This is a genomic window from Bacillus cereus group sp. N31, assembly GCF_016483245.1.
GTDB lineage: Bacteria > Bacillota > Bacilli > Bacillales > Bacillaceae_G > Bacillus_A > Bacillus_A toyonensis.
The window spans coordinates 20,303-42,681 of sequence record NZ_JAEHCH010000034.1 but is presented as its reverse complement, the minus strand read 5'-3'; the positions used below and the strand labels follow the sequence as shown (position 1 = coordinate 42,681).

The window sequence follows — 22,379 nt, the reverse complement described above, 5'->3', positions numbered from 1 at the left end:
TTACTCTACTTCATTTAAGAAAAATAATGTTATAACGCCAGGTCCTGTATGTGCTCCAATTGCTGCTCCAATTGTATTTACGATAAATACTTCACAGCCGAATCTTTCCGTAATTAATGCTTTTAACGCTTCAGCTGTTTCTAAGTCGTCGCCATGAGTCATTGCGATTGTTTGACCTTTAAGTTCTTTCCCGCGCTCTTCCATAATATCTACAATTCGGCCAAGTACTTTCTTTTTCCCTCTTACCTTTTCAAGTGGTACAAGTTTTCCTTCTTCCACATTTAAGATCGGCTTAATGTTTAATAAACCGCCGATAAAACCTGCTACTTTACTTAAACGTCCACCTCTAACAAGGTACTGTAAGTCAGCCACAGTGAAGATATGTTCCATATGGTTCATTAAAAAAGCGACACGTTTTAAAATATCTTCTTTTGATGCGCCGTCTTTCGCCATTTTAGCAGCTTCTAAAACGACAAGCCCTTGACCAAGCGAAGCACATTTCGTATCAATAATCTCCAAATCTAAATCTGCATATGTTTCTTTTACTTCCTCTTTAATGACAATTGAAGATTGATATGTACCAGACAGTTCAGATGAAAAAGCTAAATATATACAAGGGTTACCTTCTTTTGCATAAGAAACAAATTTTTCTTGGAAAGTTTCAAGTGAAGGCAATGATGTTCTATAAACAGCGCCTTCTCTCATTTTTTGCAATAATGTAACTGACTCTAATGTAACTCCATCTAAATACTCTGTTTCTGCTTCATCATATACACGGAGTGGAATTAAATCAATATCATATGCTTGCAGCAATTCTACCGGTAAATCCGCCGCACTATCCGTAATGATTTTAACACCCATTTTTAAACCTCTATTCTGTTATAAATATAAAATAATAAAATAAAAATAGTACTTTTAAATTATATACGTAAAACTTAAATGAAGAAAGGAAAACACTTTATATTGTATGCACTATTCTCCAAAACTTGAACTGTTAATAAAAATCATGCCATTTTAACCACTTTTTCCTGAAAATATATTATGTATAATGGAAATAGTAAAAGTTTTCTGAAGGAGGATGCATATGAGTATTCAACTGGCTACATATAATGATCTAGAATGGATTAATAATCAATACGAATCAATAGGATTTGTACGGAGCGATTTAAAGCGAGATAAAGTTGCAATCATTACATACAACAATGAGTACGCAGGTGTTGGACGACTAGTCAAAATAGATGATAATACTATAGAAATGGGTGGGATTTTTATTCTCCCAAAATTTAGAGGTCTACAATTAGCTGGGGAACTTGTTTCATTTTTAGTAGAAACTGCGAAAAAATTACAAGTACAAAATGTGTATTGTCTTCCTTTTGAGGAACTAGAAAACTTTTATAAGAAATATGGCTATACTGAGGTCGATACTACGAAAGAAGTTGTCCATCCAATTATTCTAAAAAAATATAATTGGTGTTTAAAACATTATGATAAACATGTATTACTGTTTAAATTGTAAGTTTTCTATAATGGGGGTGGATACACTTTGTGTTACACCTCATGTTTTAACAAAGATTTATCCATTTCATCTATTAAAAGAATTAGTTTTTTAAAGCGATCCATCAATTGTATTTCATATCTTTCCCAAACGCTTATTAGCAAGCTCATTTACAAACTTGCTAGCATTATTTTTAAGTTTCTCTAATACATTTTCCTGAAGAAATTTTTAACTAATTGATGTAGAGATGATTAATTATCTAATCCGCACCCAAACTACCTGTTCTTGTAACAATTGCACAGTTAATTCCAATACAAGGTTTTGTATTAACTGATACGCGTTATCATGCGGTGTACTTCGTTCCGATATAAATTCAATACATTGAAAAATATAACCTTCTACGAGTAAGCTCCCTTTTTCAATTTTAGATGGATTATTTCCTTTCCTTATTATTTTTGGTAATAAAAACTCTTTTTTTGTTAAAATAATTTCCTGTGACACCTCTTTTATTTCTATAACTTTTTCTTTAAATACCACTTTTTCTCGTAAATTAATTTCACCTTTATACTTCCCTATTTCTATTGGTAATTTCGCAGGTATATAATTATTTACTCCTCCTTCATCTTCCTTATCTAAAATTATTCCGTGTATAGGAATCCACGAAGATGTTCCTACCCAATTCTCTTCCATATTACTTTTTATTTTTTGATTAGAAAGTTCTAAAAGCACTCTCTTTTCATAAAGGTTTGAAGAAACTAAATTACAATTAACTTCTCCTTGATAATGTTGCACTGTAGTTAATAACTTAGTATCCAATTCACGACCCCTTTCATCTTTTTGATTCCGAAATACAAATACTTCTTGATTTTTCACATTCATATTAGGGAATTTTATAAAACTAGTCACATCTGAAATAATAGAAAATGGGGTTTTTACTACTTTTGAACGTACTAAGGTCTCTATTTTTGATTCTGAATCTTGACGTTTTTTCTGTGACTCTGTTCCTTTACTCTTTTTCTCGGATTTAACTGCTTCTTCTTTTTTTGACTTTGTTTTTTTACTTTCTTTCTCTGATTCAATTGTTTCTTCTTCTTTTTTCGACTCAGTTTCTTTACTTTCTTTCTCTGATTCAATTGTTTCTTCTTCTTTTTCCGACTCAGTTTCTTTACTTTCTTTCTCTAATTCAATTGTTTCTTCTTCTTTTTCCGACTCAGTTTCTTTACTTTCTTTCTTTAATTCAATTGCTTTATCTTCTTTCTCTGATTCTGTTTCTTCAATTTTTTCCTTTTTTCTTATTTCGCGTGCATCATCTTGAATATTCAGCTTTTTCCCTTTATAAACTTTGTTCCATATTTCCTGACCAACCCATGGATTTTTCATCACCATCCCCCCGTCTAATGAAATTCATAAAAATATGTTTTTTGTACGCGACCATTTCATCATTATATATGTTTTATAATAATAAAAAAGACATTGTCTTTTTATCAAAGACAATGCTTTTTTAGTTTTATACTTGTACTTGTTGTACTTGTAAAACTTTTAAAGTAAGATCTAGTACAATTTTTTCACGAAGAGTATCAAATGGTTCGTTTAGGTCTGTTGGACAAGGTGAAAAGTCTAATTCAAAAAATTGAGCGCTGACTAATTCGCAATACGGTTGTTCATTATAAAAAACTGTATTTTCGAAGAAGTATTTGTCTAAACGTGGTAGATCACCATTTTTAGGATTAATAAAGTGAGAAGTAGTATCTGAGGAAGCAGCCACTATAGCTAGTGATAGAAAATCACCAGCTGTTAAATCAGCAAAACCAGAAAATGGAACATTAGCAATGCGGTCATATAGCACTCCATTACACTCGTCATTTGCATATTCAATATTTTTACGAATATATCCTTGTACAAATAACTTTGCTCTTGTAACTCGACGGTAAGGTGTACCTGGTACTGGTTCGAATGCTACAGGAACTAACTTACATTGTGTTAAAAATGCATTTTTTAAGATACGTTTAATTTCAACCGCTGGAGGATCTAATGAAATATCAGATTCTACAACAATTTGAATTGTTCTTTCTGCTAATACAACCGGTATTTTTACAATTGGTGCTCCCGGAGTAGTAATTGGCGTTGCAGGTGCATCACTTAATGGTGTTTGGGTTTGTCCTACTACCTGACATGGTACATTAATTGGACATTGTTCACTCATATTTTATAATCTCCTTTATAATAAAATTTAGAGTTTTTTAACTCTCTTTACTGTATATGTACTTTTTCTATTAATGCGTGGGTTTGTATCATAGTCACTTTTATCAATTGCATAGTAAAAGCTTCAATTCCTCTTGATAGTTAAAAATACATAAATTAATATATGGAGCCTATACTGATATCTACCTATATAAAATAAAATTTCTCGACTTTTTTATGATAGAGCTAATAGGTGTTCCAAAATTAATTTTTCAAGAGTCTTTTATTCTATCTAACAAAGAATACATTTAATAAGAACCATCTGCCAACTTAATACTATCCACAAAACAGAACATCACGACTATTGTCCCCTTTATAAAAAATAAAAACCGGCTAAAAAAGCCGGTTTTTGTACTCAATAGATTATAAAATCTCCTTATTATTGAAATAATCATTTTATCCCCTAATATTTCCATAGGAGTTTTTAACAATGCTATCGAAACATTCCAGTCATTTGTCTTTCCCTTTTTAAATTCTTTATTTTGTACAACTCTTACAATCTCTGCTCATTCATCTATTATCCACAAAATAAGTATCATACGCCTTATCAAAAACATATCCTAGCTTTTCTGCTAGTTTGGCAGATGTCGTATTCGCTGCATCCCAGTTTGGGTATTTTCCCTTTTCTAAACAATCCAATATTAACGCTGCACTCACTACGGTCGCCAAACCTTTTCTTCTATGGTTCAGATCCGTCGCAACTTCAATTTCTATCCCCTTATCGTAAATACTATACGAGGATGCACCGCATATAACTTCTCCATTATACAAAATGCTATAACCTATACCTCGATTTAAATAATCTTCTACCGATTGAAATTGACTTGTAAAGTCTTCAGAAAGCTTATGTAGTGTAGAATTATTTGCAATATGCTCATCTATTCTTCTTAACTCGTATCCTTTTGGAAGTGTTGATATAAAAGATTGTAATTTTGAACGATTAAAAAATTCCGAATTACGTTTGAATTTATAGCGTAAAAACTTATCTATTTTTCTTTCATAAAATGTTTCTAAACGCTTTTTCCATTCTTCACTATTTACGATTACTAACATTTTTTCAGGAATATTACGTAATAACTCTTCTGTTTCTTTCACATTTGGATCTCCAGTATAAAATGTGAAAATCCCTACTGTAACTTGTGCTACTGTTGGATTTTCAAGATCGTTTACCCAGGCTCTTCCCATATGTCCTTGTAAATAAGAAAGTAATATAACATTATTAAAATCTTCGAACATGGAAACTAATTTTCTTCTAGTATGTATATTCGCTTCATATATCATTTACATTCCTGCTTTCTACAAATCAATATAACTCTACATTTTCATGAGGTAACTTATACCCTTTTTACACATCCATTTATTCGGCATATAAGCAAACACCCCTTAGACTTAAATTTCATATAATTATAAATTATTCACAAATACAAAATCATTATAACATCAAATCAAAAAATAAAAATTCACTTTTTCAATTTTAAAATATATATATCTTATTATCCAAATAAAACATATTTGTTGATAAAATTTTAACATATACCCAATCCAGTCGAATCACTGTAAGATTGATTTATAAATAAGCTTTTTAAAGGGGATTATAAAATGACTGATTTCTATTCTCGTCTTTCAAAAAGTGATGCCGCTCTTATGCGTATGGCTCATGGCGGGGTTCAACTAATGAACTGGTTTAGCGTTGCAGCAGAATTACAGCGTGACTGGCGAAATGATGTTGAAGGCTTTGGAGCTTTACTTGCTAAACACCTTCCAAGTTATCAAAATATTATAGGAAGCTATATGGGAGCTCAAAAGGAATTTAGTAAATAAATTACTCAATTTTGGATAACTATGTAAACATAATAAAAATAGCAACAGCTATTTACATAATTAAGAAAAGGGCTGTTTCAATAGCCCTTTTCTTAATTGCTTTACCAATATTGCATGACCCTTCATCACTACATTTTAATGAACCATTACAATTCATAGTAAAACAAACCACTCTATTTACTTCTAACACCGTACATACGACAAAAGCGATTTTTCAGCCATTATAATACTCCTATTATATGTAAAAACCCTCCTGTATTTTAAGAGGGTTAATCAATAGATACGTTATAACTCCTTCTTAGAAATAAAGGATTCCGTCTCACCATTTTTATATACTTTAGTCAATTTAACAACTGATTTGTACGTGTTATCGTCATCCTTTATCATTTTTTTCAGCTCTTCTATTTCAGCATTACCAGTTCCACTCTCTATTTTTAAGCAGTTCGAAATGGAAAGGTATCCGCTTGATGCCAATATAAAAATAAAAATCGTATCAGGAAAATTAATAAATAACAATCCGTAGTTTAAAGGATCTCCAGCTGGATGCGATAAAAGCAGTCGAAAACCTACCAGTTCAGGCACTTGAACGAAATCTTTAGAAACAATTGCCTCACCTACTATAGTAATTTGCTTTACTACATTCCCGAGTTCATCTGTAAATTCAGTACATCTAGGTGGATTAATTGTGGTTGCTTGGAAAGACACATTTAATTCAGGATTGTTAAAATCAAAAAAGATTGTACTACCCTCCGTTAAACATTGCGGGCAAACATTTCCTAGCAAGCTAAAGTCCTCTTCAATATATTTAACTTTCGATTTACAACTACACACTTTTCCTATTCGAATTGCATCAATCTTTGAACAGTCTACAAATATTACCTCATTGTCTTGTTGTACAAATGCTACAATGCCCTTCCTCTTGTTAAATGAAAGAAAATAAGATACATCGATTTCGTTTCCAGCTATTACGATACTTTCAACTTGAGTAAAAGGTTCTAGACTTTGTAAAAATTCACATATACTATTTTGGCAACACCCACAATTTCGTTTCGGCTCGCAATCCACTTATATTCAATCCCTTCCCTATATGTTTTTATCTAATACATATAATATGAGCGGAAGATAAGAAAAGCTTGGACAATATAATATTAACGTAAGGAGATAGTTAACTACTCATTAGATTAATAAGGGAATTACACCAATAATAAGTAATAACACATATTTTTTACTATAAATACGTATAACAATTTCATCTTTCATGAAAAAAACGTTATAATAAGGTGTAGCCTCTACGATTACGTTATAAAGGAGATTAAAACAATGGCTAAAATTAAAGTATATCAAGCAAAAGAAGAAAATATGGACGCAGTAAAAAACATCATTGATGTTGAGGAACAAAACCCAACTGCTGAAAACTTACAAAATCTATACGCATGTGTATTAGAAACTGAAGATATGGCATTGCCTGAATCATACATTGAAGAAGATATCTTAATTGATTCTATGGAAGTTATGGTTAATGCTTCTCAAAGCAAACTAAGAGACTTAGGTACATATGATGTAATCGAAGTTCAAAACAAAGGTAAGAAAACACAAATTTTATTATTAGCAGACGAAGAATACGAAATCATCGAAGGCTAATTTAACACCGTACATACGACAAAAGCTCCTTTCAAATTTAAAAGGAGCTTTTTCATTAAGATTTTGATGTTTCACTCTTTATATTCTTTTGTTCTTTCTGCAACACCATGCGCTCATTTCCCATAAAGAAAATGAATACGAATGCTAAACCAGCTGGTACCAATGCCCACATGAATGTTTGCACGATTGAACTAGAAAGAGCGTCAATAATTTTATCTAATATTTGTGGCGGAATTTGAGTTCTAGCCGATTCTGATAAAATGGCTCTTGAATCTCCTAAAGCGTTTGAAATCATTCCCCCGCTCATCCCTTTAAATGCTTCTTCTAATTGTTCTTGGAAACCTGTTCTTTGGATCATTCCGAAGATTGTAATACCAAGTGTCATACCTAATGAACGAATAAAGTTACTCGTTGAAGTCGCAGATCCGCGCTGTTCCATACCAAAGTTGTGAATTGAAGCCATGCTTAGTACCGAGAATGAGAAACCAACTCCGAATCCGATAATAATCATGTAAACCGTTAATAATGCCCGACTTGTTTCAGGCGTTAACATGCTTAATAAGAATAATCCGATTAGCATAATAACAGCGGAAATAATCATAATGTTTCGGTAGCTAAGCTTTGTCGTTAAAAATCCGCCTAACTGTGCTGTTACGACTGACCCTAACATCATCGGTAAAAGTAACAATCCTGAGTTTGTTGCAGTCCCACCATATACACCTTGAATAAATAACGGAATGTACACAGTTGCTGACATAAATGCAGCTCCGTAACATAATGCAATAATTGTACTCATTCCAAACAGACGTTGTTTAAACATCTCAAATGAAATGATTGGCTCTTCTACTTTTCGTTCGATATAAATAAATGCGATTATTAAAATAGCGAATCCAGCAAATAAACTTAAAATAAAGCTAGAATCCCAATCATATTTTTGTCCGCCAAGTTCAAGTGCAAACATTAAAGAAACTACTGCACCAACTAAAGTAATTGCGCCGAACCAATCAATTTTTTGTTTTTTATGAACTCGTGATTCTTTATAAAAGAATGTAATAAAAATAAGTGCTAAAATGCCAAGCGGTAAGTTAATATAAAATACCCAGTGCCAACTAATATAATCTGTAATATATGCGCCAAGTAATGGCCCGAAAATACTTGATAATCCAAATACTGCTCCGAATAATCCACCCATTTTCCCGCGCTTTTCAGGTGGGAAAATATCAAACACGATAGTAAACGCGATCGGCACTAATGCCCCGCCACCAATACCTTGAATGGCACGATAAATGCCTAATTGTGTAATATTTTCAGCAGTCCCACAAAGTGCCGAACCAATCATAAAGACGATTAAACCGAAAATAAAGAATCTCTTTCTTCCATACATATCTGATAGTTTACCGAAAATCGGCATACCTGCCATTTCTGCGACCATATAGGCAGAAACGACCCATACAAAGTTTTCAAGACCTCCTAAGTCACCAACGATCGTTCCCATCGCTGTTACGACAATGGTATTATCCATTGATGCCATTAAAATACCTAGCAATAAGCCCGCCACAATAAAGCCAAGCTTATTATTCTTCTCAACCATATCTCTTGCTCTCCCTCGCATTACTTATATTTGTTTATGTTCTTTTACGACTGCATTACCTTTTTGATTAAAACTAGTATGATATTCTACAACACTAATTTCACATCCAGGACCAATGGTAACGTTGTTTCCTCTTACTACTTCAGCAATTGTATGTTCTAAATAAATATCATCCCCTTCAACAATTGAAGTTTGGAGGTTTCCAGCATGACTAGTAAAAGGAATAAATCTTGATTTCTTACGCACTGTAATCTTTTTGCCACCGATTTCTCTTACTTTACTTCCTTCATAACGAAGTGAGATTTCAATATGTTCAGCATTAAGCAAACCATCACTTTCAAGACCACCAGTTAGTGATAATTCTTCTACTTCAATATCTCCCTTCACATTTAAAGCACCTTTCACATCTACGAAATCACCTGAAAACTTCCCTGTAACATCAATCATACCTCTAATTTTTGTTTTTTCAATATGAGCATCACCATGCATTTGTGTATTACCATATACTTTTACATATGCTGCATCTACATTTCCTTGTACTTCACTATCTCCATACACGACATAGTTTTTAACTTTCATATTGCCACGCACATCACTTGTGCCATATGTTTTAAACTCATTACAACTCATATCATTCGCAATTGTCCCTTCACCGCGAATCTTCACTTTGTTATAATCTCCGCCCGCTGAATTACCAGAACCATTTACTGTGAGACTATGTTGATGTTCCATACTGATTTCCCCCCTCCGTTAAACTTGCTTAATTTCTTTTACATTTGCGCTTTTATCAACAGTAATAACACCGCTATATTCAATCAGTTCAATCTCACAGTTCGGTCCTACTGTTACATTGTTTCCTCTTACTGTTTTTATGTGAGCATAATCAATATCGATATTGTCACCTTCTAACAATTCAGCTTCTAACTGCAAGCCAAATACTGATTTAAATAGTCTACTAAATGTACTCAATCTATGTCTTACTTCAATCGTTTGGCCGCCAATTTCTTTCGCTCTACATGTACCGTGAATATTTATATTAATCTCATCTGCGCTTAATAAACCACCGATTGTAAATTGTCCTTCTGAAGAAAAAATATCAACTTCACAATTCCCATCAATCGTCGCTTGACCGTTGATTTTAAATTCTTCACCCTTAACGTTTCCACCTATCGTACCTTTTCCTGCAATTTTTAAACTATTCGCCTTTACATCTTGTGTAATTGTTGCTTTCCCATCAATTCGCATCGTTTCTGTATTAACTGTACCATCGACTTTACCTGATCCACTAATTCTTGCGTTGCTACTGTTCAAATCACCAGTTACTGCACCATAACCATTACATTGAAATTCATCACATTCAACATTTCCGTTTACAGTGCCTTTTCCATTTAGTTGTACTTTATGAAATTCACCGCCATTGGATGAACCGTAACCATTTATAATTAAATTTTCTGTACGCATTATTTCTCCTCCACTACAACAGTTTAGTTTTTAATGCTTCGGTATACTTCATAATCGCTTCTCGTAAAATAATCTTCGTTCCCTTTTCAAAAATTAAATCCTCAATATTTGATACTAAGAAACATGTAGAAATCCCTATTTTTCGAATCATAACTAAATCACAATTTTTATGTTTGATTGCTTCATAATTTTCTCGTAAAACTTGCAGAACCATTTTACCTTCTTCTAAACTAACTTCTCCTGATTGTAGTAACTCTTCTAACATATACACATATAGAATATCTACAAATCGAAAGTCTACCGTTTTGTTCGTTTGCTCAATAAAAAATTGTAAAACAGGTTCTGATGTAATCCCTTTACGGATGAGATCTTCTTTCGTTAAAAGGATTTCTGTCACACTCGGTGAAAACATATTTGCTAATTCATCTAGTGATAAATCTTCTTTCATCGTTTGGATTTTATCAATACGCTCTAAAATCTTTTCTTTCGGAAAAAATGTCTCTTGACCAGTGAATGTTGACTTTCGTACAAACCAATCTTCCGGAATTAAATTTTTTCTCTTCCACCTATATAACTGTCCGTATGAAATACCTGTAAGCTCTAATAAATCTTTTTTTGAAATTAAATTTGTACTCAACTGTATAACACTCCTTCCTAACAACAATGTAACATAACACTGTTACGCTGTAAATAGAATTATACTACAAGTAGCGTAACAATGTGTAAAACAAACTTCTTTCACATAGAAAAAAGGCTCTGACACATCTTCTGAAAAATGCGTAAGAACCTATATATATCAAGACTTAAACCATATTTCATAAAAATCAATCCAACCTTGCGAATTAATCATTATATTTTGTACTTTTTCATGTGTACTTACCTCTTGTTTGTTACGATATAAAGGAATAATATGAATTTGACGTAACAATGTGTCCTCAAGATTGCGTAACAGTGTAACTCTTTTCTCTACTTGTTCTTGTTTAAAATAAGGGGACAACATTTCATGAAAGTTCATGCTGCTATGCCCATGAATAAAACTGTTTTTTGTCAGAAACATATATAGCAAACTATCTTCTATTCGTTCACTAATTGTTGCGCTATCATGCATAATATCAGCTTTTTGTATCGTACTTATTTGCAATAGTTCTTCTATTTCAAGAAAATTAATCTCTACACAAATTCCATATTTCGCACACTCTTTTTGTATCCATTGTGCATCTTCAACGTGATCTCGTCCTTTAAATGTATACAGTTGTAGCACTTCATTATGATAAATACTTCTTTTCATTAAACTTTCTATATCTTCCTCTATCTCTACTATGCTGGCCTTTACTGATATTAGTTCCTTTGCCACTTCTCCACGTTCTCCACCGAGTTCTTGAACGATTATATCGCCATGAATGATTTTATATAACGCTTTCCGAAATAACTTATCTTGCATTGGTCCTTCTTTCGTAAGATTGCATGTTACATAAGTCACGTTCGACTCAAGTCGAGACAGTTCTTTATTATGTTTCTCTTTATCTTTATACTGCGCCTTTACTAAAACATCATATGTATCTACACTTTGTTCTACATTCCATAACTCAACGCGATCTAGAAAAGGTCTCTCACGAAAATATAAATGATGCGCTTCCAGTATAAACAGATCTTCATTACTTTTGTATAACTGAAAAGGTCCTGTCCCCATTAATTTTCCTGCTTCATCTTCACTTACGATAGAACACTGTTCTAAACTTAGCATATGTAAAAATATCATATTTTCCGTATGTAATTTAATTTCTAAAACATATTCACCTACTGCATGAAAACTTGCCACATGCTGTAACATCCATGCGTGCGGGTTGTCTACAGCTGTCATGAATCGATTCAATGAATATATAACATCATGTGCAGTAAGGCGTTTTCCATTATGAAAGTGAACTCCTTTTCGTAAATAAAATGTCCATATTTTTTCTTCATCATTATATTCCCAGTGAAAAGCAAGTCTCGGCTCAATAGCAGTTCTTTCTTCATTGATATATACGAGTGTATCAAAAATATGTTTAACCATATGACATTCCGAGCGCATTGTAGCGTAAACTGGATCTAAAGCGATGTCCAGATTCATTTGTACTTGTAAACGGAGTACATCTTTTCTCCCTTCAGAAGTCATTTCAATTTTATGACCAAATATAGAATCAACCCAAGACTGGTATTCTCCCTTTACTGATGGAAAATGTGCGCTATAGCGTTCCACAAATGAGATCCCGCTTTTCACATCCCCTTTTTTCGTTATTTCTTTTCCTCTATCTAAAATCAATGGTGCCGGATTCTTTTTAAATATTAATTTAGAACGATTTCCTCTCCCGCGACCTGGAAACCAAGCGATCCAATGTAACTCTTCTAATTTTTTTATAATTAATTTACTATTACGCTCTGTACAAAATAAAGTTTCAGATATATTTTGCACTGTTATCTCTAATTGTTCTCCTTCTCGTTTCCCTTTCCCATAGGCAAACCATAATTCAATGTATTGATCTAAAATAAACATCATAATCCCCCTAAAAGGTGAAAAATACTCCCTTTTATTTCTACCCTTTTTCCATTTCTCCTTTCATCTTATCATTTCAATATAGAAAGGAGGAAATCAAATTGAACCATCTCTTACTACGTTATAATAAACCTATTATCATTAGACTGTGTGGTGAATTATTAACCCGAACAACGGAATCAATGTTAGCTCTCATTATGATTATATACGTTAATAAGATGTTAAACGGCAATATAATGATGACTATGCTTATTTTCGGACTACAACCACTTTCAGACATTGTCTTTACACTTATTGCTGGAGGCGTTACTGATAAATATGGGAGAAAAAAAATTATGTTACTCGGCCTATTGCTGCAAGGTATTGCAATCGGTAGTTTCATTTTTGCTCAATCCGTTTTTATATTTGCACTGTTATACGTCATCAATGGTATTGGTCGTTCTTTATACATTCCAGCTCAACGTGCGCAAATTGCAGATTTAACAAAACAAAAGCAGCAAGCAGAAATTTTTGCTCTCCTGCAAACGATGGGAGCAATTGGATCCGTAATCGGTCCTTTAATTGGTGCTATCTTTTATACTACTCACCCTGAATATTTATTTATGATGCAAAGTATTACACTTATGATATATGCAATAGTTGTTTGGACGCAGCTCCCAGAAACTGCTCCAGCAATTACAACGCCAAAACAAACACTTGAAGTAGCATCATCTCCAAAACAATTTGTACACAAACATTACGCTATATTTGGACTTATGGCTTCTACACTTCCTATTAGCTTTTTCTATGCACAAACGGAAACAAATTATCGTATTTTCGCAGAACATGTATTTCCGAATTTCGTATTCATACTCGCATTTATTTCAACTTGTAAAGCCATTTTGGAAATCATTCTACAAATTTTCCTCGTAAAATGGTCTGAACGATTTTCCATGACGAAAATCATCCTTATTTCTTACGCCTGCTATACGATAGCCGCAATTGGCTACGGGCTTTCAGCAACAATCTCGTCACTATTTTTCACATTACTCTTTTTAGTCATTGGAGAAAGTATTGCTTTAAACCATTTATTGCGATTCGTTTCAGAGATCGCTCCTACAGATAAACGTGGATTGTATTTTTCGATTTATGGCATACACTGGGATATATCTCGAACGTGCGGTCCTGTTATTGGTGCAGTATTATTAAGTAAACTAAACGGTAATATGCTATTTTATATTTGTGCATGTTTCTTAATAGTTGGAGGTATTGTTCAGGCACTTTTTGTTCAAAATTTAGAACGTAAAAAAATAAAGGGAAATGTCCAAAAAGATAATTCGCAACATACCCCTCAAGTTTTATAGGATGCTACTTTTTTAATAGATCGATATCTCTTATTGGATGAATTATAAAAAACGTTATCCTTCCCTATAAATCTATAGGCAGATAGCGTTTTTTTACTTGCTTTGTATTTTTTCAAAAATATAATTGAATTATTTCGCCATATGAAAGTATATATCATAAGGTCGGAAACATACCTTGTTTACAATTGAATACACCTCACTTTTAAAATAAGTGAGGTGTTCTGGAGATTATTTGATTTTTTATCCTGCCATTTTATTAATACTATCCTCTGGCGAAAATACCGAAATATGATATACCTTACCGATCGATTTTGGAATGATGAATTTTAACTCGAACTGATTGTTTACTTTATATACATATATTTGATCTTCACCATTTACTTTAACTGAAGTTGGTTTTCCTAACGCCTTTTCAATTTCTTTTAATGTAATTGACTTTAGTTCTGTTTGATACGAACGTACATCAAAAACTTGTGATCCTTTATTAAAACCGAAGACAACATTTTTATTTGTAAAGGTTGCGTACATTCCGCTCCCTGCTTGTTCTGTTTTATCTGCTTTCCCCCATGCTTTTTCTATTTCTTCGATATCTCCTGTATGAGCAGCAAATGGAACATTAGGTACTTTCCCTTCTTTCGCTAGTTCAAATAATTCTTTAACATAGTTAATTGATTTTTGGTTAAGAGCTGGACTTTTTGAATCTGGCCCTGTTGAAGGTTTTGTTGAATCTTGATTTTTGGGGTTATTCGCTGACTCGTTCTCTTTTTGAGGTGCAGTTCCTTCATTCTTTTGTTCCGTATTTTTTTCAGATGTTGGGTTCGTCTGTTTCTTTTCCTCATTATTCGTACAAGCCATCAATGTTAATACACATGTTAAAGTGAACAATATTCTCAAATGCGCTTTCATATTTTACTACCTCCCATTCGTAAACACTCTATAACATGATTTTTATCTTACATTGATTTCAAACAGGTTGAGATGTGTTGTTTTTCCTTACTATACACCTTCTCTTCTTACATGCTTTATCCTTCTTCTGTCACCTTGAATAAAGTACGTCACAAAAACGCAAAAAACCAACAGAAGCTACGTAACATTTCCCTGCTGGTCTCATATTTTTAAGGTTTGAAATTTAATTACATCATTTCTTATTAGTAAACATATGATTCTCTCTACTCTTGTTTTAATGAAGTTGTATAATTTTTCTTTATAATATCTTTTATATGTATGATAAACGATATAAGGAATATCACTGCTAATACACCATTTATCCAATAATATGTATTTTCTTCTGTGTATTTATTATAAAACGATTGAACATTAAATAATAACAGAAACAGAGAAAACAAAGCAGAGCTTGCTAGCATGCCAAAACTTTTCACGAAATTCACCTCTTTTCTAAAATTTATGACCTTTATAATAATGCATTTATATAAAAAGATTTTCAAATATTAGATGAACTTATCTATACTTTAGTATAAATTAAAAAGAACCTGAAATAATACAGATTCTTTCCAAAATAACATATGTAGATAAGCTTTAAAAGCAAAACTAAGAGGTAAGTCTTACTTTCTTTACGTATGTAGAAATCGTACTTTTTACAGTTTCAAAATTATGAGCAAATGTATTATCTCCACTCAGTGCCGTTATACATGTTAAACTTGCCGCTTTAATAAAATGTTTTACATCTACAAGCATTAAATTAGCCCCCATGAATTTAATTATGCTCATTATAACAGATGTATTCCGATTGAAACATGGAAGAAATAAACAACCCTTCGGAAAATTCCATTTCCCCTCAACTTTTTAGCATACAACATACATGTACCTTTATTATATAATTAAAAAGCTGTCCAATATTGGACAGCTTCAAATATGTATATTACACTTCGATTGACTTACCATCTTCTACAATATGATAAAGTAAGTGCGCTAAATGATGAATTGGACCATATTCTTCCTCTTCTTCATTTGTTTCACCTTGGAATTCAAGATCATTTAAGTATAATGCTAAAAATTGATAGTATAATTTCAAATCAAATCCGTAGCAAGCACTTGGCTCTTCGTGATCTCCTTCATATTGTAACATTAAGTATTGATCATTTCCTTCTGCATCTTCTGCGTCAAAGAATACGAAGAAACCAACGTTTGTATCTAAATCAAATAGATGACGAGTACCTTTTTCTGTTGCCTTATTGAAGTCCTCTTCACTTAATTTATGTACTGTTGTCGCTTTTGCATTATCTTCTTGATGGAAATTTACTGTATATGATTTCAATGCTGACACCTCCTGATTGTATAACAGTAGCATAACAGATTAGGCCATATAATTCAAAGGGACTGCTTACAAATGTAAACAGCCCCCTGTATTCATTTTCGCATTGCCCGGAATATAAAGCTTACGATGAAAATCAAAATAATCGCACCTATTAAGGCTGGAACAATCGCATATCCACCTATAATAGGTCCAAATTTACCAAGTAACGCTGTACCAAGCCAAGAACCGACAATACCAGCAATAATATTACCAATTACACCGCCAGGTACATCCCTTCCAGTAATTAAGCTTGCAAACCAACCTAATATACCACCGACAATTAAAGACCAAATCATATGATAACCTCCTTTATAATTCACCAATCAAACTATAATCAGAAACAATTGCTTACCATTAGTTATGTTTCATTTTTCATAAGTTATTCATACAGCTCAACTATTAGATTATTTGAGAACGAAGCTCACTGGACAAATGATTTTACAACTTCACATTTTACATATTAGGGACAATCAGGCTTTAATATCGTCCTCATAAATTCTTCTTTAAAAACTGGATAATTAAAACCAACCGCAATTTTTTGTACAGGCCTATTATCAAACGTCGTTGGCTCAGCTATTTTTCTAAAATCCGCAACACTTTGTCCTCTCGTTACATCATTCGTCGTACTAATCCAAACTGCTGATTTTTTATATTCGAAAATATCATCATTTATAAACGAAATAAACGGCAGTAAATCATGAATAGGACTCCCAGTAATACCCGGGTATTCCTTTTTATAAAAGTTCTCATAATAAAAATCGATCATTGGTTTAATGAGTTTCGCCTGTCCCGTTCCTTCTTTATTAATAATATCAAGCATTTCAGGAGTAATAAGCGCAGCCTGTGTTACATTTAACGGATATATAGTAGCGTTCTGCGCATACTTCATAACAATATTCGCCGCAATTGGATCGCCATAAAAATTCGCTTCAGACACGGGTGTAACATTACCTGGAAATAAGAAAGCGCCTCCCATAATATAATAAGAACAAATACGATTCATTACATTTGGATATAATAAAAATAACGTTGCAAGTGTTGTTAATCTTCCTGTCGCCACAATAACTATATCTTCTGGACAAGGCTCAATTAATTTAATTAATTCACAAAAATTTTCCCATTTACAAATCCTCATTTCAGGTGGAATAATTGGCCCTAAACCGTGATCCCCATGAATTTCCGGGAAGAATAAAGGCTCTTCAGCTGTCATTGGTCTAGCTGCACCTTCGATGATTTTCACTTCTGTAGCATAGTATTTTTCTAAAAAATATACATTCTCTGTAACGATTTCTCGCGATACATTCCCATATTCTGCGACAATTCCTATAATATCTAATTTACAAGTTTTATTTGCATAAATTAACGCAACTGCATCGTCAATACCAAAGTCTCCAAAAAAGATAATTTTCTTATTAACAATCCTCACCTCTCTTCAGCATAATCTACTATTATTATTATGTGAAAAAGACAAGGCGGTGAAACGCTGCAAACTAAAAAAGCCGCCTATTTATTGGCGACTTCAATCTTTTTATAAGACAAATATGCTAATACATTCTTACTCGAATCGTATTTTGGATTGTTTCCTTTTCTCGGTTCTCTCATATGCGTTTTTTCAAATCCAGGAATGTCCGGCATTTTCTCCATAAATTCAAGCATTTCTTCTTCAGTTCCTTCAATACGTACGCGAATCATTATTGCAATTCCTCAATTCTCATTTTCTCAGTACTAAGTATAACGCACTTTGAAAAGACTTCAAGAAATTTATCTTTTTAATGTTGTACTTTTTTTACAAATAAACATAGCCATTTCAGTATAGAATGACTTTACTTTATTATTTTCAAATAGAATATGAAAGTATTCCTTCATTTCGTTTGGTGTTTTCATCATACACTCTGTTAATTTTTCACGCTTTTGCATAGGTACTTCCAGCATGTCACACCACCAGTCGAAATCAAACTTTTTATCGAAAGTGAAGCATGACTGCATTTGCAAACCATTTTTTTCTAATAAAGTAATCCATTCTGTCTTTTTCAAAGCTCTTTCATGACTCGGATCACGCTTTTTTTCTATAAAATTATAAAATGTATCATATTCATTATTTTCTGGCGAAACATTATCTATTAAAATAAATAATCCATCATCTTCTAACGTTCGATTTACTTCATAAATAAATCGCGTCGGATTTGTAAAATGATGTGCTGCAATCCTGCATGTAATTGTATCAAATGCTTTATCAGCAAATGGCAATTTCTCAGCATGTCCAACGATAAAAGATACATTGTCATGCCCATTACCTAAAATGAATTTTTTAGCATTCTCTAACATTTTTTCAGTTAAATCTAATGCAACTACTTCTTTAAACAATGGTGCTAATAAATTTGCAACATGTCCACCACCAGTAGCAATATCAAGAAGACGATTATTATGACGAGGTTCAACTTGTTGAACTACATATTGTAAATCCAGTCCTTTAGCATGAATTTTACTTTTTACATACTTTTCTGCATTATTACCAAACTGTTGTTTCATAAGCTCTTCCTTACTCATTTTATCATCTTCCTTCTATTGTTATTAACATATATGATTCATATAATAATTAAAGTTCTCTTTATGTATTTTCAAATCCTCTTTTCAGCTCATCTCTTGTAATACAGACAGACCATCGTCAAAATGATATGAATATTACTTTAAAACAAAAAAGGTTATGGGAACTAATCCCCTAACCCAACTAAATATCTATTACATTTTTATTTCCTCATATATATCTATGTAATATAAATCCTCTTTCAACTTCATAATAACTTCTATTTCATTATAAGTAGCCTCTCGAGCATGTAAACCAAATTGATTCATGCCAATCCATATCCATCCAGGTGTATGATGAAGTATATCGATATTAAAACCATCTAACTTAGTAAGCTCCGATTTAATAAATGTATCTTTAATAGCGATTTGTTTGTCTATTAAGCCATATTCTTTTCCATTTTCAAATAGTGATATAATTTTCCCTAAAATCGGATGTTCCCGAACAATAAAATGATATTCCCTTTCATCTACATTCGCCACAATCAAACGAAAATCAGATACATCAGTCCCCAAATTCGGCATATTCATTTTTTCACCCCCTTAATTAGCTTCACTAATATCATAACAAATGAATATTTAAATAAAGTTAATAAAATGTAAAAAATAAAAAAGCTGACTTCCCTTTAGGAATCAGCCTTTATATTTTAGTTACCTTTATACTTTTACAACCTATTACAATGTTTCCTTTTCCTCATCATTTCCAGAAACTAAATTTCCTATAGCATCTGCCGTTACTTCTACCACAAATTCACAAATACCTGCTACAACTTCTCCAATTACTTCATCCATCTTTTTCCCTCCTTATTTTATGTAACTTATTTGTAGTATAGAAGAGATTGGTTATTTTTAACTATCGGAAAAGGTGACAAAAACATTACAGATTTGTAAGCTATTTCAACATGCTAACATTTTTACTTCTACCTTTTGAAACTCAAAGTATGATTAACAGGTATATAGGCCACCATAATATAAAGCAAGTAATACATTCGATAGAGGAGGCGTGCAAAATCTATTACGTAAAATTAATTAAAGGAAAATCATTCTATGCGTTTGATCATCGTTACTTAGTGTCTGAAGAAGAAGAGGTTTCAGAAAAAATTTATAATTACTTACGACGTAATGAATTTTTCGAAGTTCGTAAAGAAGAATATTCTGCTTAATGTACAAAAAGCATCAAGAATACATCACAATTACATGATATATTCTTGATGCTTTTATATGATATCCTCTTTTCTACACCAATGTTCAATTCTCTTAAAATATACTAGTATTTGTCCAATCTAATTCATCGCTTCCTTCATATTTTAGTACATGAGGAGGTGACAAATTTGACTCATATCATTGATTACCAAGCTACTCAACCTATAAGTAAAACTGGTGAAACAACTTTTGCAATCCCAGCTTCTCCAAATAAAGCAATTCTAGCAAATTTGAAATTGAGAATTTCAAGTAGAGATTCACGTAATAATCGAGTAGAATTAATTGCTACAATTGGTGTAGAAGGTATAACTGGTACTTCACAAGTTTTATTCCGAATTTTCCGTGATAACTTTGAAATTTTTAATGCACAAGTAGGTATTGAATCTACAGATTCTGAACAATTCTACACTCAAACATTTCAAGCTATAGATCAAGATGTTAGCAGTGGAACACACGAATATTCATTAACTGTAGAAAACCTTACTAGCGGTGCAAGCGCAGAAGTTGTTGGCCCTCTATCTTTTAGCGCTTTAGCTATTGGACAAGAGCGTAAATGTTGCTAAATGAATCTAATGTTTAATTGTATGCATGAGAAAAGCGAGACGTAGTATATACGTTCTCGCTTTTTTATTTCTTCTATATTTATCCTTACTTTCAATTAGTATTTAATCATAAGTTTTTTACATTTTAATTTAATTATTTCCTCAATGATAAAATCCAATTTTCGCCAAATCAAAAAGATTGAAATCCACTAATGAAACACGTAATATAGACTCTGACTCTAAAAAGTTCGTAAAAAAATACTACATAAATAAGGAGGTTTTATATACGAGTTTTTCACTTTAAAAGACGGAGAGGTTTTACATTATGTGGCGTAATAAAAATGTTTGGATCGTTTTAATTGGGGAGTTTATTGCTGGTCTAGGTTTATGGCTTGGTATTCTTGGCAACCTAGAATTTATGCAAAAATATGTCCCTTCTGATTTTATGAAATCAGTTATATTATTTATCGGACTATTAGCAGGTGTTCTTGTTGGTCCAATGGCTGGTCGGGTCATCGATCAGTATGATAAGAAAAAAGTTCTTCTTTATGCTGGGTTTGGTCGGGTTTTAAGTGTTATTTTCATGTTTTTCGCTATTCAATTTGAAAGTATAGCCTTTATGATCGCCTTTATGGTTGCACTTCAAATTTCAGCCGCATTTTATTTCCCTGCATTACAATCTGTAATTCCACTCATCGTACGTGAACATGAGTTATTACAAATGAACGGTGTACATATGAATGTTGGTACAATCGCTCGTATTGCAGGTACTTCACTAGGTGGAATTCTTTTAGTTGTAATGAGTTTACAATATATGTATGCCTTCTCAATGACTGCATATGCTCTATTGTTCCTTTCAACTTTCTTTCTACAATTTGAAGATAAAAAATCAACAGTGCCAAGTAAACAGGCTGCAAAAGATAATAGTTTTATGGAAGTATTTCGTATTTTAAAAGGAATTCCTATTGCTTTCACAGCACTTATATTAAGTATCATCCCACTATTATTTATTGCTGGTTTTAATTTAATGGTTATTAACATTAGTGAAATGCAACATGATCCAACGATTAAAGGATTCATATATACAATTGAAGGTGTTGCATTTATGTTAGGTGCCTTCGTTATTAAACGTTTATCTGATCATTTTAAACCTGAAAAATTACTATATTTCTTCGCAGTTTGTACCGCTTTTGCACACCTTTCATTGTTCTTTAGCGATATAAAATGGATGGCTCTTACATCATTTGGTTTGTTTGGCTTTAGTGTCGGCTGTTTCTTCCCTATTATGTCGACAATTTTCCAAACGAAAGTAGAAAAAAGCTATCACGGCCGCCTCTTCTCATTCCGTAATATGTTTGAGAGAGTTATGTTCCAAATTGTCTTACTTGGAACTGGCTTCTTCTTAGATACGATTGGGTTGCAATATATGGTTCTCATCTTCGGAGTTGTTTCGTTGTTGATTATTTCTATTTCCCTTTCTAAGCAGAAACATTATGAAAAACAACCTTCGCAATCTGCGAATTTATAACGTAAACATTATTGGGCATGGATTCAGTTTTATACTGGGCCATGCCTTTTTGTTTTATAAAAAACCATTTAATATGTTAAGTG

At 32.5% G+C, this 22,379-nt stretch carries 25 protein-coding genes and 1 pseudogene; 7 read left to right on the top strand and 19 right to left on the bottom strand.

What is annotated here, in order from left to right; all coding sequences use genetic code 11:
• Complete coding sequence (locus tag JDS81_RS27110; RefSeq protein ID WP_000538270.1) at positions 1-861, bottom strand: DegV family protein; 861 nt, start codon at positions 859-861, stop codon at positions 1-3.
• 223 nt (positions 862-1,084) lie between these two features.
• Here JDS81_RS27110 and JDS81_RS27105 point away from each other — a divergent pair, with 223 nt between their 5' ends.
• Positions 1,085-1,516 carry a GNAT family N-acetyltransferase gene (locus tag JDS81_RS27105; RefSeq protein ID WP_000027173.1) on the top strand — a complete coding sequence of 144 codons (432 nt, stop codon included), beginning with the start codon at positions 1,085-1,087 and terminating at the stop codon, positions 1,514-1,516.
• A 234-nt stretch (positions 1,517-1,750) separates the two neighbouring features.
• Here JDS81_RS27105 and JDS81_RS27100 read toward each other — a convergent pair whose 3' ends face one another.
• From JDS81_RS27100 to JDS81_RS27090, 3 genes are all read right to left on the bottom strand, one after another.
• Entirely contained in the window at positions 1,751-2,875 is a 1,125-nt protein-coding gene (locus JDS81_RS27100) for a BC_2427 family protein (RefSeq protein WP_097952413.1), read from the bottom strand.
• Between the two features lie 127 nt (positions 2,876-3,002).
• Positions 3,003-3,698: a CsxC family protein gene (locus JDS81_RS27095; RefSeq protein WP_001294998.1), complete on the bottom strand. Its 696-nt coding sequence runs from the start codon at positions 3,696-3,698 to the stop codon at positions 3,003-3,005.
• Between the two features lie 548 nt (positions 3,699-4,246).
• Positions 4,247-5,017, bottom strand: coding sequence for a GNAT family N-acetyltransferase (locus tag JDS81_RS27090; protein WP_000638740.1), 771 nt, complete (start codon positions 5,015-5,017; stop codon positions 4,247-4,249).
• A gap of 342 nt (positions 5,018-5,359) precedes the next feature.
• On the opposite strand from JDS81_RS27090, the pseudogene JDS81_RS27085 reads away from it, so the two are divergent.
• Positions 5,360-5,557, top strand: a pseudogene (locus JDS81_RS27085) (isochorismatase hydrolase); the annotation flags it as partial.
• Between the two features lie 285 nt (positions 5,558-5,842).
• Here JDS81_RS27085 and JDS81_RS27080 read toward each other — a convergent pair.
• Positions 5,843-6,622 carry a BC_2878 family exosporium-associated protein gene (locus tag JDS81_RS27080; RefSeq protein WP_097952411.1) on the bottom strand — a complete coding sequence of 260 codons (780 nt, stop codon included), beginning with the start codon at positions 6,620-6,622 and terminating at the stop codon, positions 5,843-5,845.
• Positions 6,623-6,877: 255 nt separating this feature from the next.
• On the opposite strand from JDS81_RS27080, the gene JDS81_RS27075 reads away from it, so the two are divergent.
• Positions 6,878-7,198, top strand: coding sequence for a hypothetical protein (locus JDS81_RS27075; RefSeq protein ID WP_001062729.1), 321 nt, complete (start codon positions 6,878-6,880; stop codon positions 7,196-7,198).
• Positions 7,199-7,253: 55 nt separating this feature from the next.
• Here JDS81_RS27075 and JDS81_RS27070 read toward each other — a convergent pair whose 3' ends face one another.
• From JDS81_RS27070 to JDS81_RS27050, 5 genes are all read right to left on the bottom strand, one after another.
• Entirely contained in the window at positions 7,254-8,789 is a 1,536-nt protein-coding gene (locus JDS81_RS27070; RefSeq protein WP_097952409.1) for an MDR family MFS transporter, read from the bottom strand.
• 24 nt (positions 8,790-8,813) lie between these two features.
• The gene (locus tag JDS81_RS27065; protein WP_000401015.1) at positions 8,814-9,521 is read right to left on the bottom strand and encodes a hypothetical protein; all 708 of its coding nucleotides are present in this window, start codon (positions 9,519-9,521) and stop codon (positions 8,814-8,816) included.
• 18 nt (positions 9,522-9,539) lie between these two features.
• Positions 9,540-10,250: a polymer-forming cytoskeletal protein gene (locus JDS81_RS27060; RefSeq protein WP_097952407.1), complete on the bottom strand. Its 711-nt coding sequence runs from the start codon at positions 10,248-10,250 to the stop codon at positions 9,540-9,542.
• A gap of 13 nt (positions 10,251-10,263) precedes the next feature.
• Positions 10,264-10,887, bottom strand: coding sequence for a YhbD family protein (locus JDS81_RS27055; protein WP_097952405.1), 624 nt, complete (start codon positions 10,885-10,887; stop codon positions 10,264-10,266).
• A gap of 159 nt (positions 10,888-11,046) precedes the next feature.
• On the bottom strand, positions 11,047-12,783 hold the full coding sequence (locus JDS81_RS27050) for an ABC transporter substrate-binding protein (protein ID WP_097952403.1): 1,737 nt from the start codon (positions 12,781-12,783) through the stop codon (positions 11,047-11,049).
• A 101-nt stretch (positions 12,784-12,884) separates the two neighbouring features.
• Between JDS81_RS27050 and JDS81_RS27045 the strand changes: the two genes are divergently transcribed.
• Entirely contained in the window at positions 12,885-14,126 is a 1,242-nt protein-coding gene (locus JDS81_RS27045) for an MDR family MFS transporter (RefSeq protein WP_097952401.1), read from the top strand.
• 240 nt (positions 14,127-14,366) lie between these two features.
• On the opposite strand, the gene JDS81_RS27040 is transcribed toward JDS81_RS27045, so the two are convergent.
• The 9 genes from JDS81_RS27040 to JDS81_RS27000 all read right to left on the bottom strand — a co-directional run bounded on the left by JDS81_RS27040 (position 14,367) and on the right by JDS81_RS27000 (position 19,548).
• Positions 14,367-15,032 (bottom strand): YjgB family protein, encoded by a 666-nt coding sequence (locus JDS81_RS27040; RefSeq protein ID WP_097952399.1) that lies wholly within the window; start codon positions 15,030-15,032, stop codon positions 14,367-14,369.
• Positions 15,033-15,295: 263 nt separating this feature from the next.
• The gene (locus JDS81_RS27035) at positions 15,296-15,505 is read right to left on the bottom strand and encodes a hypothetical protein (RefSeq protein ID WP_000834516.1); all 210 of its coding nucleotides are present in this window, start codon (positions 15,503-15,505) and stop codon (positions 15,296-15,298) included.
• A 169-nt stretch (positions 15,506-15,674) separates the two neighbouring features.
• A complete protein-coding gene (locus JDS81_RS27030) occupies positions 15,675-15,821 on the bottom strand; it encodes a hypothetical protein (protein ID WP_000959555.1) in 147 nt (48 codons plus the stop codon).
• Positions 15,822-16,005: 184 nt separating this feature from the next.
• The gene (locus tag JDS81_RS27025; RefSeq protein ID WP_000844593.1) at positions 16,006-16,401 is read right to left on the bottom strand and encodes a hypothetical protein; all 396 of its coding nucleotides are present in this window, start codon (positions 16,399-16,401) and stop codon (positions 16,006-16,008) included.
• A gap of 92 nt (positions 16,402-16,493) precedes the next feature.
• Entirely contained in the window at positions 16,494-16,736 is a 243-nt protein-coding gene (locus JDS81_RS27020; protein ID WP_000638302.1) for a GlsB/YeaQ/YmgE family stress response membrane protein, read from the bottom strand.
• A 164-nt stretch (positions 16,737-16,900) separates the two neighbouring features.
• Positions 16,901-17,866: a nucleoside hydrolase gene (locus JDS81_RS27015; protein WP_097952397.1), complete on the bottom strand. Its 966-nt coding sequence runs from the start codon at positions 17,864-17,866 to the stop codon at positions 16,901-16,903.
• Positions 17,867-17,943: 77 nt separating this feature from the next.
• Positions 17,944-18,132 (bottom strand): DUF3970 family protein, encoded by a 189-nt coding sequence (locus JDS81_RS27010; RefSeq protein ID WP_000621879.1) that lies wholly within the window; start codon positions 18,130-18,132, stop codon positions 17,944-17,946.
• Between the two features lie 69 nt (positions 18,133-18,201).
• Positions 18,202-18,987: a class I SAM-dependent methyltransferase gene (locus JDS81_RS27005; protein ID WP_000031294.1), complete on the bottom strand. Its 786-nt coding sequence runs from the start codon at positions 18,985-18,987 to the stop codon at positions 18,202-18,204.
• Positions 18,988-19,179: 192 nt separating this feature from the next.
• Positions 19,180-19,548: a hypothetical protein gene (locus tag JDS81_RS27000; protein WP_097952843.1), complete on the bottom strand. Its 369-nt coding sequence runs from the start codon at positions 19,546-19,548 to the stop codon at positions 19,180-19,182.
• A gap of 485 nt (positions 19,549-20,033) precedes the next feature.
• On the opposite strand from JDS81_RS27000, the gene JDS81_RS30625 reads away from it, so the two are divergent.
• The 3 genes from JDS81_RS30625 to JDS81_RS26985 all read left to right on the top strand — a co-directional run bounded on the left by JDS81_RS30625 (position 20,034) and on the right by JDS81_RS26985 (position 22,296).
• Complete coding sequence (locus tag JDS81_RS30625) at positions 20,034-20,186, top strand: YqbF domain-containing protein (protein WP_079996667.1); 153 nt, start codon at positions 20,034-20,036, stop codon at positions 20,184-20,186.
• A 168-nt stretch (positions 20,187-20,354) separates the two neighbouring features.
• Positions 20,355-20,789: an exosporium protein ExsC gene (gene exsC, locus JDS81_RS26990; protein ID WP_141499474.1), complete on the top strand. Its 435-nt coding sequence runs from the start codon at positions 20,355-20,357 to the stop codon at positions 20,787-20,789.
• A gap of 304 nt (positions 20,790-21,093) precedes the next feature.
• Positions 21,094-22,296, top strand: coding sequence for an MFS transporter (locus JDS81_RS26985; protein WP_097952393.1), 1,203 nt, complete (start codon positions 21,094-21,096; stop codon positions 22,294-22,296).
• Positions 22,297-22,379: the final 83 nt, after the last annotated feature.

Excerpts from the sequence above, each read along its gene's own strand:
- JDS81_RS27110 (WP_000538270.1), bottom strand. The coding sequence starts at position 861 with ATGGGTGTTAAAATCATTACGGATAGTGCGGCGGATTTACCGGTAGAA.
- JDS81_RS27105 (WP_000027173.1), top strand. The coding sequence starts at position 1,085 with ATGAGTATTCAACTGGCTACATATAATGATCTAGAATGGATTAATAAT.
- JDS81_RS27100 (WP_097952413.1), bottom strand. The coding sequence starts at position 2,875 with ATGAAAAATCCATGGGTTGGTCAGGAAATATGGAACAAAGTTTATAAA.
- JDS81_RS27095 (WP_001294998.1), bottom strand. The coding sequence starts at position 3,698 with ATGAGTGAACAATGTCCAATTAATGTACCATGTCAGGTAGTAGGACAA.
- JDS81_RS27090 (WP_000638740.1), bottom strand. The coding sequence starts at position 5,017 with ATGATATATGAAGCGAATATACATACTAGAAGAAAATTAGTTTCCATG.
- JDS81_RS27075 (WP_001062729.1), top strand. The coding sequence starts at position 6,878 with ATGGCTAAAATTAAAGTATATCAAGCAAAAGAAGAAAATATGGACGCA.
- JDS81_RS27070 (WP_097952409.1), bottom strand. The coding sequence starts at position 8,789 with ATGGTTGAGAAGAATAATAAGCTTGGCTTTATTGTGGCGGGCTTATTG.
- JDS81_RS27065 (WP_000401015.1), bottom strand. The coding sequence starts at position 9,521 with ATGGAACATCAACATAGTCTCACAGTAAATGGTTCTGGTAATTCAGCG.
- JDS81_RS27060 (WP_097952407.1), bottom strand. The coding sequence starts at position 10,250 with ATGCGTACAGAAAATTTAATTATAAATGGTTACGGTTCATCCAATGGC.
- JDS81_RS27050 (WP_097952403.1), bottom strand. The coding sequence starts at position 12,783 with ATGTTTATTTTAGATCAATACATTGAATTATGGTTTGCCTATGGGAAA.
- JDS81_RS27040 (WP_097952399.1), bottom strand. The coding sequence starts at position 15,032 with ATGAAAGCGCATTTGAGAATATTGTTCACTTTAACATGTGTATTAACA.
- JDS81_RS27030 (WP_000959555.1), bottom strand. The coding sequence starts at position 15,821 with ATGCTTGTAGATGTAAAACATTTTATTAAAGCGGCAAGTTTAACATGT.
- JDS81_RS27020 (WP_000638302.1), bottom strand. The coding sequence starts at position 16,736 with ATGATTTGGTCTTTAATTGTCGGTGGTATATTAGGTTGGTTTGCAAGC.
- JDS81_RS27010 (WP_000621879.1), bottom strand. The coding sequence starts at position 18,132 with ATGATTCGCGTACGTATTGAAGGAACTGAAGAAGAAATGCTTGAATTT.
- JDS81_RS27005 (WP_000031294.1), bottom strand. The coding sequence starts at position 18,987 with ATGAGTAAGGAAGAGCTTATGAAACAACAGTTTGGTAATAATGCAGAA.
- JDS81_RS27000 (WP_097952843.1), bottom strand. The coding sequence starts at position 19,548 with ATGCCGAATTTGGGGACTGATGTATCTGATTTTCGTTTGATTGTGGCG.
- JDS81_RS26985 (WP_097952393.1), top strand. The coding sequence starts at position 21,094 with ATGTGGCGTAATAAAAATGTTTGGATCGTTTTAATTGGGGAGTTTATT.